Annotated in this window: 11 protein-coding genes; 4 read left to right on the plus strand and 7 right to left on the minus strand. The window is 64.4% G+C overall.

The window, feature by feature from the left end; translation table 11 throughout:
- Nucleotides 1-59: 59 nt before the first annotated feature.
- The 4 genes from rfbC to rfbD form a co-directional block, all read right to left on the minus strand.
- A complete protein-coding gene (rfbC, locus tag ACZ500_RS08375) occupies nt 60-608 on the minus strand; it encodes a dTDP-4-dehydrorhamnose 3,5-epimerase (RefSeq protein WP_464232052.1) in 549 nt (182 codons plus the stop codon).
- On the minus strand, nt 595-1,491 hold the full coding sequence (rfbA, locus tag ACZ500_RS08380; protein ID WP_464232053.1) for a glucose-1-phosphate thymidylyltransferase RfbA: 897 nt from the start codon (nt 1,489-1,491) through the stop codon (nt 595-597). The genes rfbC and rfbA overlap by 14 nt, the downstream gene beginning before the upstream one ends.
- 77 nt (nt 1,492-1,568) lie before the next feature.
- Nucleotides 1,569-2,618, minus strand: a complete 1,050-nt coding sequence (gene rfbB / locus ACZ500_RS08385; RefSeq protein WP_464232054.1) for a dTDP-glucose 4,6-dehydratase — start codon at nt 2,616-2,618, stop codon at nt 1,569-1,571.
- Complete coding sequence (gene rfbD, locus ACZ500_RS08390; RefSeq protein ID WP_464232055.1) at nt 2,615-3,502, minus strand: dTDP-4-dehydrorhamnose reductase; 888 nt, start codon at nt 3,500-3,502, stop codon at nt 2,615-2,617. The genes rfbB and rfbD overlap by 4 nt, the downstream gene beginning before the upstream one ends.
- A gap of 34 nt (nt 3,503-3,536) precedes the next feature.
- Between rfbD and ACZ500_RS08395 the strand changes: the two genes are divergently transcribed.
- Nucleotides 3,537-3,668, plus strand: coding sequence for a hypothetical protein (locus ACZ500_RS08395; protein WP_464232056.1), 132 nt, complete (start codon nt 3,537-3,539; stop codon nt 3,666-3,668).
- 40 nt (nt 3,669-3,708) lie between these two features.
- Here ACZ500_RS08395 and ACZ500_RS08400 read toward each other — a convergent pair whose 3' ends face one another.
- Both ACZ500_RS08400 and ACZ500_RS08405 read right to left on the minus strand, forming a co-directional pair.
- Nucleotides 3,709-4,878 carry a two-component system sensor histidine kinase NtrB gene (locus tag ACZ500_RS08400; protein WP_464232057.1) on the minus strand — a complete coding sequence of 390 codons (1,170 nt, stop codon included), beginning with the start codon at nt 4,876-4,878 and terminating at the stop codon, nt 3,709-3,711.
- Nucleotides 4,879-5,023: 145 nt separating this feature from the next.
- The gene (locus ACZ500_RS08405; protein WP_464232058.1) at nt 5,024-6,598 is read right to left on the minus strand and encodes a DUF4301 family protein; all 1,575 of its coding nucleotides are present in this window, start codon (nt 6,596-6,598) and stop codon (nt 5,024-5,026) included.
- Between the two features lie 525 nt (nt 6,599-7,123).
- Between ACZ500_RS08405 and ACZ500_RS08410 the strand changes: the two genes are divergently transcribed.
- The 3 genes from ACZ500_RS08410 (at nt 7,124) to ACZ500_RS08420 (ending at nt 11,044) form a co-directional block, all read left to right on the plus strand.
- Entirely contained in the window at nt 7,124-7,705 is a 582-nt protein-coding gene (locus ACZ500_RS08410) for a response regulator (protein ID WP_464232059.1), read from the plus strand.
- A gap of 64 nt (nt 7,706-7,769) precedes the next feature.
- Nucleotides 7,770-9,713, plus strand: a complete 1,944-nt coding sequence (locus ACZ500_RS08415; RefSeq protein ID WP_464232060.1) for an ATP-binding response regulator — start codon at nt 7,770-7,772, stop codon at nt 9,711-9,713.
- A 107-nt stretch (nt 9,714-9,820) separates the two neighbouring features.
- Nucleotides 9,821-11,044 (plus strand): ATP-binding protein, encoded by a 1,224-nt coding sequence (locus tag ACZ500_RS08420; protein ID WP_464232061.1) that lies wholly within the window; start codon nt 9,821-9,823, stop codon nt 11,042-11,044.
- A gap of 138 nt (nt 11,045-11,182) precedes the next feature.
- On the opposite strand, the gene ACZ500_RS08425 is transcribed toward ACZ500_RS08420, so the two are convergent.
- Nucleotides 11,183-12,304 (minus strand): PAS domain-containing sensor histidine kinase, encoded by a 1,122-nt coding sequence (locus ACZ500_RS08425; protein ID WP_464232062.1) that lies wholly within the window; start codon nt 12,302-12,304, stop codon nt 11,183-11,185.
- Nucleotides 12,305-12,344 lie beyond the last annotated feature (40 nt).

Genomic DNA, 12,344 nt, shown 5'->3' on the forward strand with positions numbered 1-12,344 from the left:
GGTTGGAGCGGATCGGCTCTGAGCGGCTGCCCAAAAAGCGGCCCATCCGATGAGGCGCCTCAGGCGCCCGGGAGCGCTTCGGGGACATCGGCCAGGCGGGGATTGTCGGCGTCCTTCGGGGAGAGGAGCGGTTCGGCCACGGGCCAGGGTATGGCGAGGTCCGGATCGGACCAGTGGATGCCGTATTCGTCCCCCGGGGCGTAGAAGTCCGTGCACTTGTAGACCACGTCGGCCGTTTCGCTCAGCACGCAGAACCCGTGGGCGAACCCGGCCGGTACGAAGATCTGGCGGTGGTTTTCCCCTGAAAGGACCGCGGAGACCCATTTCCCGAAGGTGGGCGAGCCGCGGCGGATGTCGACCGCCACATCGAAGACCTCCCCGCTGATGACATACACCAGCTTCGCCTGCGGATGGCGCAGCTGATAGTGGAGGCCGCGCAGGGTTCCTTTCCGCGAACGGGAGAAGTTGTCCTGGACGAACGTGCAGCCGATGCCCCCCTCGAGGAAGCTCCTCTGGTGGTAGGTCTCCATGAAATAGCCCCGTTCGTCCTCGAAGGCCCTCGGCTCGACGAACAGCACGCCCGGCAGTTCGGACTCAATAAAGTTCATCGGCATGGCGGTCGTCTCCCTCTTCGAGGATATCGAGCAGGTAGCGGCCGTACTCGGCCTGGTGCATCTCGTCAGCGAGCCGCCGCAGCTGATCCCTGTCGATGTAGCCAAGCCGGTAGGCGATCTCCTCGATGCAGGCGATCTTCAACCCCTGCCGCTCCTGGATGGCCCGCACGAAGTGGATCGCGTGGTGCAGGGATTCGTGGGTGCCGGTGTCGAGCCATGCATATCCGCGTCCCAGAAGCTCGACCCGCAGCTGCCGGCGTTCGAGGTAGGCGAGGTTCACGTCCGTGATCTCGAGTTCCCCCCGGGCGGAGGGCTTGAGCGCCTCCGCGATCTCCACGACCTGGTTGTCGTAGAAATACAGCCCCGGAACGGCATAGCGCGAGCGGGGCGCCTCGGGCTTTTCCTGGATCCCCGTCACGCAGCCCTCCTGATCGAACTCCACCACGCCGTAGCGTCGCGGGTCCTTCACCGCATACCCGAAAATGATCCCCCCGCTTTCCATCGTGGTGCAGCGCTGCAGCAACTGGGAAAACCCATGGCCGTAGAAGATGTTGTCTCCCAGAACGAGCGCCACGCTCTCCCCCCCGATGAACTCCCGCCCGATGATGAAGGCCTGGGCCAGCCCCTCGGGACGGGCCTGTTCGGCGTAGGAGATGGAGATGTTCAGGCTCGAGCCGTCCCCCAGAAGCAGTCTGAAACGAGGCAAATCCTCGGGGGTCGAGATGATCAGGATCTCGCGGATCCCCGCCAGCAGGAGGACCGAGAGGGGGTAGTAGATCATCGGTTTGTCGTAGACCGGAATGAGCTGTTTGCTCAACACGCGGGTGATGGGGTAGAGGCGTGTGCCCGACCCGCCCGCCAGAATGATGCCTTTCATGCATTGCTCCTGATTGAATTCTCACCCCGGATGAACAGGGCGCCATCCGGACCGCGCCGCCTCCCCTGCGGGCCGAATCAGCCGTATTGGGCCGAGATCCAGCGGCGGTACTCCCCGCTCCGGACGCGGTCGATCCAGCCGCTGTGCTCCAAATACCAGCGCACCGTCTTGCGGAGGCCCGTATCGAGGGACTCCTCCGGGGTCCAGCCGAGTTCGGTCCGCAGCCGCGTAAAGTCCATGGCATAGCGGTAGTCGTGCCCCGGCCGATCCCTCACGAACCGGATCAGGCTCCGATAGGAGGCTCCGTCCCGGGGCGGGCGCTCCTGCTCCAGGATGCCGCAGATCCGCTCGACCAGCGCGAGGTTTTCCATCTCCTGATTGCCGCCGATGTTGTAGGTCGCGCCCCGCCGGCCCTCCTTCATGATCGTCCAGACCGCCCGGCAGTGGTCGCGCACGTAGAGCCAGTCCCGGACCTGCCGGCCGTCGCCGTAGATCGGCAGCGGCCTCCCCTCGCAGGCGTTCAGGACCATCAACGGGATCAGCTTTTCCGGAAACTGGTAGGGGCCGTAGTTGTTCGAGCAGTTCGAAAGGGTCACCGGCAGCCCGTAGGTCGTGTGGTAGGCCCTCACCAGGTGGTCGGAAGACGCCTTCGAGGCGGAGTAGGGGCTGCTCGGACAGTAGGGGGTGCTCTCCGTGAAGGCCCCTTCCCGGCCAAGGCTCCCGTAGACCTCGTCGGTGCTGACGTGGTGGAACAGGCCCACCCGGCCGCTGTGGGCCCGGGCCTGCTCGAGCAGGGTGAAGGTCCCGACGATGTTGGTGCGGATGAACGCGTCCGGCGCCGCGATGGACCGGTCGACATGGGACTCCGCCGCGAAGTGGCAGACGCAGTCGACCGCATGGGTGCCGAAGACCGACTCGATGAAGGGCCCGTCGCAGATGTCCCCCTGCTCGAAGCAATAACGTCCGGGGAAGCGCTCCTCGAGGCCCGCGAGGTTTTCGAGGTTTCCGGCGTAGGTCAGTTTGTCGACATTGACGATGCGCCCCGTAAAGTCCGACTCCTCCAGCAGATAACGGATGAAATTGCTGCCGATGAAGCCGCAGCCCCCTGTCACGAGCATATTCTTCATGCGTTGACCTCTTCCAGCAAAGCCCTTCGGTTCAGGGCGATGAATGCCTCGAGCGCCTCTTCCCAGGGGCGCATGAGGTCGAGCCCCTCCTCTCTGAGGCGGCGGTTTTCCAGAATGGAGTTGCGCGGGCGCACCGCCGCCGTCGGGTACTCGCTCGTCGTGCAGGGGGCAAGCCGGTGCCCGACGCCCATGCGCTCGAGGAACCGGCGCGCCAGTTCGTACCAGGTGCAGGAGCCTTCCCCGCAAGCGTGGTAGACGCCCCGGCCGCCGGCCTCCATGAGCCGGCCGATCTGCCGGGCCAGATCCGCAGTCCAGGTCGGGCATCCGTATTGGTCGTTCACCACCCGGATGAGGCGCTCGGGGTCGGAGACCGCCAGGCGCAGCATGGTCTTCAGAAAGTTGTGGCCGCCGGCTCCATAGAGCCAGGCGGTGCGAAGGATCATGTGGCGGTCGAGGATCTCCCGCACCGCCATTTCCCCGGCGAGTTTGCTTCGCCCGTAAACCGAAAGCGGCGCGGGGCGATCGCCCTCCGTATACGGTTCGGGCGGCGGGCGCCGCCCGTCGAAGACATAGTCCGTCGAGATATGCACGAGCAGCGCATTGTAGGTCGCCGCCGCCTCCGCGAGGTTCCGGGGCCCGAGGCCATTGACCCGCCAGGCGGCGTCCCGGTCGGTCTCGCACTGATCCACTTTGGTGTAGGCGGCGCAGTTCAAGATGACATCCGGGCGAAGCGCCTCCACCGCCTCCAGGACGGCTGTGCGCTCCGTGATATCGAGCGCCTTCGAACCCGGGGCCGCCACGCGCCACCCGCCCTCCAGGGCCAGGACGCAGTCGCGCCCGAGCTGCCCTTCGCCGCCGCAGATCAGGACCTGTTTTTTCGCCATGGGTTACGCTCTGTCAGACAGTTTCCATCCGGAAATGCTCTTTTTTGCCGATCTCGGCATCGATCTGCACGTTTGCTTGTGCGGCGACCACCAGGTCGCCTCCGCACAAACGCTCGATTTCCTTAACATCGGTAAACCGGGACCCGCCCCGAAGGGGTGGGACTGAGCACCCGAAGGGAGTGAAGAAAAAATCCTCATTTCCGGGTTCACCGCCGCTTCGCCACCCCCGGCATCGTGATCCTCACGCGCGTGCCTTCGCCCTCACGGCTGTCCAGTTCGAGCGTTCCGCCATGGTCCGTCACGACCCGATGCACCTTCGCCAGGCCCATGCCCACGGCATCGGCGCGGGTCGAGAAGAAGGGGTCCAGGACATAGGGCAAATCCGATTCGGGGATTCCGACCCCCGTATCCGCCACCTCGATCCGCCACCCGTCGCCGGCCCGGGAAAGGCTCAGGCTGATCGTGCCCCCGCCGTTCTTGAGGGCCTGCACGGCGTTCAGGAGCAGTTCCTTCAAGCCGGAGCGGAAAAGCCCGGGATCCAGGCGCTCCTCCAGCGGATCGAGTTCCATCCGCCACTCGACCCGCTCCAGCGACCCGCGATACTCCCGCCGGAAGGCCTCGACCGCCGTCCGCACCACCTCGTCGAGCTTCACGGTCTGCAGACGCGGTTCGAAGGAATCCGCGTAGGCCTTCACGCCGTCGACGATCTTCTCGAGCCGCGCCGCCCCGTCCAGGATGAACTGGAGGTAGCGGGCCTCGGATGTCTCCGCCGGGACCCCCTTCTTGAGCCGCAGGGCAAACCCGCCGATCGACATGACCGGGTTGCGAATCTGGTGGGCGACGGCCAGGGCCAGGTAGCGCAGGCTTTCCACACGCTCGGCCTGGATGCGGTTCTTGTCCTCCAGGATCGCCTTTTCGCGCTCGTAGAGGGCGTGGAGTTCGGTCAGGTCCTCGAGCAGGACGACAACCCCCTCTACGTTGCCGTCTTCGCTCACGTAGGAGGTCGTCACGAGAAGCCGCAGGGTCATCCCGTCCGGCCGGACATAGGACACGGTTCGGCGCAGATGCACCCGCGCCTGACCGACCGCATCCAGCAGCACCTGGTTGAAATCGTCGTTGGCCGGATTCTGGAAAAACAGCTCCCCCCAGCCCCGCCCGAGCAGCTCCTGCACCTGATATCCCAGGAGACGGGAAGCCACGGGGTTGGCGGTGATCAACTCCCCCTTCGCGCTGATGACGACCAGACCGACGGGGAGGCCGGTGATGATATTCTCGACGATGATCTCTTTGATGGGGTCATCCTCCCGAATCGCGCGGGCGCCGCCGGGCCGGCATCGAGCAGGACCTCCGGTGCACCGGCCGATCCCTCGGGGCATTCAATCGTCGTCCGGGGTCCGAGGCCGCGCCCATCCGCTGCACGGGCGCCGTCACAACCCGGCCTGGAGAATCTCAAAAAATCGCCCGGGAGTCAACCACCGACTGCCCGAGCGGAGCCGCAAAAGACGTTTCGGCCTGGAGCGTTCAATCTTCGGACGGCTGATGGGCCTCCCTCAGGAGATCCATCACCGTCTTGACCGGGTTGAAGGTGACGAGCGGCACCTCCACGAAGACCGTGTGCCACCGGGCCATGCCGCCGTTCCAGAGCCCGGGGAGTTCGAGCGCCTTGAGGTCCCTGCCGCCCTGCGACTTGCGGGTGATGATCACCGCCTCGGGATCCACGAAGCGGCCGAGGTCGAAGGGGCGCCCGTCCCGGCCCCTGGTCGCGCAGACGATGTCGACGGGGTTGAAGTGCGTGGAGGATCGCCATCGCTCCCGCTGCGGGGCGGCGTCGAGATCGACCTGCGCCTTTTCGACGATCTGGCGGCTGATCCGCCCATCCCCGCCCCTCACCCAGAACGGACCGCCTCCGGGCTCGCCCGCGTTTTCGACCATGCCGCAGACCCGGAGCGGGCGCTCGAGCTGCTCCGCCAGTCGTCCACGCCAGGCCTCGGCGGAAAGCCCTTCCCGCTCCGCATCGGGATCGACCCCGAACGCCTCCTTCAGGAAGGCGGCCGCCCCGGAGAGCTGCGCCTCGCCCGGGTCCCCCTCCCTCAGGGCGGAGAGATGCAGGAACACCTTCGCCTGGACCTCCAGCAGGAGCCCGGCCAGGATCTTTTTCCAGCGGACCGCGGGCGGTTTCAGACGGTCGACCGCCACGTTGTCGATGTTCTTGATGAAGATCAGATCGGCGTCGAGGCCGTTGAGGTTCCGGATGAGGGCCCCATGCCCGCCCGGCCTGAAGAGGAGTTCGCCCTCCTTCGTCCGGAAGGGCTCGTTTGCGGGGTCGACGGCGATCGTGTCCGTCGACGGGTCCTGAAAGGAGAATTCAACGGCGTAGGACGCCCCGCAGGCCGCCTCGAAGGCGGGCTTCACCTCCGCGAAACGCCGCTCGAACCCGAAAAGGTGCTCCTCCGACACGGTGAAATGCAATCGGCAGACCCCGTCGCCCGATCGGTCGTAGTCCTCCGCCTCCACCAGATGCTCGTCGAACGCGGTGCGCGCCCCCTCCGGATAGGCGTGGAACTTCAGGAGGCCCTTGGGCAGCGCCTCGTAGTCGAGGCCCTTCCCGGTCAGAAGATAGTCGAGGATCTCGGTGAAATCCCCGGCATCGATCTTCTGCTCCACCGCCAGGCCGTCGGCGGCCATCCGGCTCCTCAGGTCCGCGAAAAAGGCGAAGCGCCCGATCCCCTCCATGAACAGGAGGACGGCGCGCGCGGCCGCATCCCCCTTTTCGGCGAGCGCCCGCACCCGGTCCATCCGAACCCTTTCGGGCCCCTTCCGGATCTTCTGAAGGTCCCGGAACATCCGGCTCGCCGCGCCCGAGGCGGGCACGAACTTGACGAGCCTGAGCCCCCGCGCACCCTCCTCGAAGACCTGCAGGCAGCGCTCCTGCGCGGCATCCGTCAAGCGCACGATCCCGTCGCCGACCGTGCACGAACGGACCAGCTCCAGGAACGGCGCCCCTTTGCGGAACCGCTCGATCTGCAATGCAGCCTCTTCAGGGTCGATGCCCTTCGTACGAAGCGTCTCCCTGTCTCCGGGTTTGAAATCGATCATGCCGAAACAGCCTCTCCCCCTCTTCGATATCCGTCGCCTGCCGAGTCCCGCCCCGATTCGCCGGACCGGCGCCCGTTGACGTTTACGTGCGTTTCCCCGAAACCGGGATGGCGCCTCCCGCCCCGCACCTGCAGCCCCCTCCGCCCTCACCCTTCGGCGCAACCAAAAGGTGGAGACACCCTGGACGACGCCGAGATCCAACCTCTCCGGACCGCCGGCGGCGCCCGAGGCCGGCGGCGCATTCCGCCGCACAAACCCGTTCCAGATGAAAACAGTCCATTATTCCATGGTGTTGCCCGGGAAAATCATTGACAAGGCAGTTCATGTTAGTCTACGTTAGTTTTGTAGTCAACCGAAGGGCCTGCGGCGGGATCGACCCCTGCAGCAGATGCCCTGTCCGGAAAGCGGCAGTCAACCCCCGCCCCGGGCCTCGATTCAGACCGGCAGCCGGCCGGCGATATCCCGGCCGCTCGGTGAAAGAACGCTGTTTGCACAGCATACCCCAACGGCAAGGGATATACAAGTATGGGGCTTTTCGATGAATCCTTCTCCTCGGTTGAAGTCGCCGCCATCCTGGGCGTGCATCGGGTAACGGTCTCGGCCTGGATCAAACAGGGGGCCCTCGAGGCGGCCCGCACCCCCGGCGGACGGTATCTCGTCAGTCGGAGCACCCTCCGCCGCTTCCTGACGGATCGCGGTATGGCGATACCTGAATCGCTCGGCCCGGAGAAGCGGAAGACGGTGGTGGCGGTCGATGACGACCTGGAGATCCTGGAGATCCTGAAGGCCTTCTTCCTGGAGACCCCTCTGGGCGCCGGCTGCACCCTGCGGACCTTCCTCGATCCGCTCGAAGCCGCGCTCTTTATCGGTTCGTCCAGGCCGGACCTGGTCCTCCTCGACATCGTCATGCCGCACATGGACGGCCATCAACTGGCCCTGAAGATCAAAGAAACCAGCCCCGACACGAAAATCGTGGTGATCACCGGCCACGCCACCCCTTCGAACCTGGAAAGGCTCTCCAGGGCACCGATCGACGGCGTGCTGCAGAAACCCTTCGACCTGAAGGAGTTTCAGGATGTCCTGGAAGAGCAGTTTTCGACAGGATAAGGCAGCGGCGCAACCGATCGTTCAGGGATTCCCCTCATCCAGTGCATCTCACAGGGAAACTGAAATGCGCACGATTCTGGTAGTGGACAACGACAAGCTCATTCTGGCCTTCATGGAGGATCTCCTGGAAAAGGAGGGCTACCGGGTCCTGACGGCCGAAGACGGCCTGTCGGCCCTCGACCTCCTCCGCGAGCACACCCCGGACGTCATCTTCGTGGACCTGGTCATGCCGAACATCTCCGGCGAAAAACTCTGCCGGATCATCCGGGGCATGCCGCATCTGGAAAACGCCTACCTGGTGATCCTCTCCGCAATCGCCGCCGAACGGCGCGACACCCCTTCAATGCTCGACATCGATGCGCAGATCGCGAAAACGCCCCTGGCTGAAATGGCACGCAACGTCCTCGCTGTCCTGAAAGCCGCCGAATCCAACCCGCGGCAGAGATGCCCGGAGAGGATCGCCGGGATCGACAGCATCTATTCCCGGGGAATCACCCGGGAACTGCTCGCTTTCAAGGAGCACTTCGAACTGATCCTGGCCGGCATGTCCGAGGCCATCTTCGAGCTGACCGCGGAGAAGCGGATCGTCTACGTCAATCCGGCCGCCGTATCCCTGTCGGGGATACCGGAGGAGTGCCTGCTCGGTGAAATGCTGGAAGACCTTTTCGTCCCGCGCGAGCGGAGCACCATCCAGAAGCTCCTCGACGCCTCCGTCCATTCACGCACCCCCATCCACCGGGCGGGGCCCTATTCCATCAACCACCGCAAGACGCTGCTGAACTCCTTTCCCCTCCCTGCACCTACGGAGAAGTGGGTGGTGATCCTCTGCGACGTGACGGAGATCATGGAACTCGAGGCCCAACTCATCTCGGCGCAGCGGATGGAGGCCGTTGGCACGCTGGCGGCCGGCATCGCACACGACTTCAACAACCTGCTCATGAACGTCCAGGGCAACGTCTCTCTGATGCTCTGGCCGCTTTCGGAAGACCATCCCCATTACGAGCGGCTGAGGAAGATCGAAGCGCAGGTCCGCAACGGCTCCAGGCTCACCTCCCAACTCCTCGGCTATGCCCGGAAGGGCCGCTACGACGTGCGGCCCCTCGATCTGAACCAGTTGGTTCGCGACTCCGCCGACACGCTTGTCAAGACGCGCAAGCAGATCACCTTCCGGGCGGAACTCGAGGCCGAGCTGCCCGCAGTGGACGCGGATCAAAGCCAGATGCAGCAGCTCCTGCTGAATCTCTTCGTCAACGCCGCCGACGCCATGCTCCAGGGGGGCGAGCTGTTTGTCCGAACCCGCAAAGCCACGCCCGCCGAGGTGAGCCGCCCCGCCTTCGAGCCCGGCGCGGAGTGCTATGTCACGCTATCGGTCCACGACACCGGCTGCGGAATGGACCTCGATACCCTCGAGCGCATCTTCGAACCCTTCTTCACCACCAAGGCCCCCGGACAGGGGACGGGCCTCGGCCTCGCCTCGGTCTACGGCATCGTCAAGGGGCATAACGGCCACATCGAGGTCCGGTCGGAGCCCGGGAGAGGGAGCGTCTTCACCGTCCACCTCCCCGCAGGCGGCGACCGGAATGAATCGCTCGAAACGGGCGGGCAGGCGCCCTATGAAGAGGAATCGACCTCTTCCGGCGGGCGGGAGTGCATCCTGCTGATCGACGATGAGGAGCGGATCCGCGACGTGGGGAGGGATCTTCTGGAGGCCCTCGACTACCGGGTCCTCGCTGCGGAAAGCGGGTCCGAGGCCATGGAGGTCTTCACGCGGCATCACGCGTCGATCGACCTCGTCCTGCTCGACATGATCATGCCCGGCATGAGCGGCGGCGAGCTGTTCGACAAACTGAAGGCCGTCGACCCGGACGTGCGCGTCCTGCTCGCGAGCGGCTACAGCCTGGACGGTGAGGCCGGAGAGATCGTGCAGCGCGGCTGCAGCGGCTTCATCCAGAAGCCCTTCCGGCTCCACGAGCTTTCGACGAAGATCCGCGAGATCCTGCATACATGAAGCAGGGGATGTCCCTTGACAGGGTCGAGAGCGTTCGCCATGGACAAGACCAAGAAGTTCGTCTATCATGCAATCCAATTGCAAAATAGACACATATGGAGAAACCCATGTATGTTCCCCGCACCCTGGAGGGGTTTTTCGCCGCATCCGCGGAGCACTTTCCGGTCCTCCTGCTCACCGGGGCCAAGCAGGTTGGGAAAACCACCCTGCTGAGGCATCTGAGCGGTGAAAAGAGGACCTTCGTCACTCTTGACGACCCTTTGGTGCTGGAACTCGCAAAAGATGACCCGGCGCTCTTCTTCCAGCGCTACACCCCGCCCCTGCTGATCGATGAGATCCAATACGCCCCGGAGCTCCTACCCTACATCAAAATGGCCGTCGACAAAGACCGGCGGCCGGGGGCGTTCTGGCTGACCGGTTCCCAGTACTTTCACCTCATGCGGAACATCTCGGAATCGCTTGCCGGCCGGGCAGGCATCGTGCAGATGCTGGGATTGTCAAGACTCGAATCGGCGGGGCGCGCCGCGGACTCCCGGCCGTTCGTACCTCTGCCGGAGCTTGTGCTGGAGCGCGCCGGGGCGGAGGCACCCCTCTCTCTCAAGGAACTCTACCGCCTGATCTGGCGCGGAAGCTTCCCCGCGGTCGCACTCCACGAGGCCGTCGACCGGGATCTTTTTTACAGCTCCTACGTTCAGACCTATCTACAGCGGGACGTGCGGGACCTGGCCAAAGTCGGCGACGAGATGGCCTTTTTACGCTTCCTCCGGACAGCTGCAGCCCGAACGGCACAGCTGCTCAACATCGCGGAACTCGGGCGGGACGCCGGGGTTTCGACCGGCACCGCCAAGAGCTGGCTGTCCATCCTGCAGGCTTCCGGGATCGTCTACCTGCTGGAGCCCTATTTCAGCAACCTGACCAAACGCCTGGTGAAGACGCCGAAACTCTACCTCCTGGACACGGGCCTTTGCGCTTATCTCACGGAGTGGTCAAGCCCCGAGACCCTGGAGGCCGGCGCCATGTCCGGGGCCGTTTTGGAAACGTGGGCCGTAGGAGAATTGCTCAAGGGCTGGTGGCACAGCGGGAAGCGGGCCCCGTTCTACTTTTACCGGGACAAGGATCAGAAGGAGATCGACCTCCTGATCGTTCAGGACGGGACCGCGTACCCGATCGAGATCAAAAAAACAGCCTCGCCGGGCAGCCGCGACATCCGGCATTTCGGGGTGCTCGACCGCCTTTCCCTGCGGGCCGGCCCCGGAGCCCTGGTGTGCCTCGTCCAGGAGGCGCTGCCCCTGACCGATTCGGTTTACGCCGTGCCAGCCGGCGCGATTTGATGCTTGTCCGGAAACAAGGATGCGTCTTCACCGGTTGCAGCCGCTCGGCCCCGTCCTTTTTGGGCGGGTCCCCGTCCGGTCGGGATCGACGCAATCGAGCGCTCGCGCCGAAGGCGGGATAAAGATGCCGAGGCGGTGTCAGCGGTTTTCCAGCCGCTCGGTCCTCGGGAGGATGATGGTGAAGGCCGAACCCTTGCCAAATTCACTCTCGGCCGTCACCCGGCCGCCGTGGGCCTCGACGATCGATTTGGCGCTGGCCAGGCCGAGCCCGACCCCCTCTTCCTTCCCTTCGACCTTCTTCCCGCGGTAAAAGGCCTCGAAGATGAACGGGAGGTCCTCCGCCGGGATCCCGGGGCCCTGGTCCTCGATCCGGACGGAGATCTCCTTTTCCCCCAAATCCGGCACGATGCGGATGACATCCCCCTTCTTGGAAAACTTGAAGGCGTTGTCCAGGATATTGGTGAACGCCCGGCGCAGGCGGTTGGGATCGGCCAGGATCACCGGCAGGATGATGTCGCCCCGGAACTCGAGGTCGATCCCGGACTGCATGGCCCGCGACTGATACGCCTCGAACAGCTCCATCAACTCCTTGTCGAGCGAGACGGCCTGCAGGTTCAGTTTCAGTTTGCCGGTCTGCAGCCGCGCAAACTCGAGGAAGTCGTTGATCAGGAAATCGAGCTTCCCGGTCTCCTTCTGGATGATCTCGAGATATTTCGCCTTCGTCTCCTCGTCCAGTTCCATGGCCTTTTTCAAGAGCCGCAGCACAAAGCCGCCGATGATCGTCAAGGACGATTTCATGTCGTGGGCGAACATGGAGATGATGTTGTCCTTCTCGCGCTCCATGGCCTTTACCCTGGTCATATCCTGGAAGGCCTCCACACCCCCCATCAGCTTCCCGTCCTTGTCCGTCAGCGCGGATGTGTGAATCCTGACCGGGATCGTATCCCCGGCCTTGTTCCTGATCGTGGTCTCGATCCACACGATGGGCGATCGGTCATGAATCGACTTCTTCAGGGGGCAGTCACTGCCGCACCGCCCCCCCCGAAGCACCTCACCGCAGTAGCGGCCGAGCACCTCCTCCTCGGTGTAGTCCGTCAGGGTCTGCGCCCACGGGTTGAAGCTCGTGATCCTCATGTCCCGATCGACCGTAAGGATGCCGACCGGCAGACTATCCATCACGAAGCTGTAAAACGTGACATCGGAAAGGGTCCCGTTTCGGACTTCGCTCTGCGCCTCCGCGTTTTCCACTCTTCGTTCCATCGGCTTGCATCCTTTGAAATGGCGTGATCCCAAAACGTCG

It is taken from the genome of Desulfatiglans parachlorophenolica, assembly GCF_055394735.1.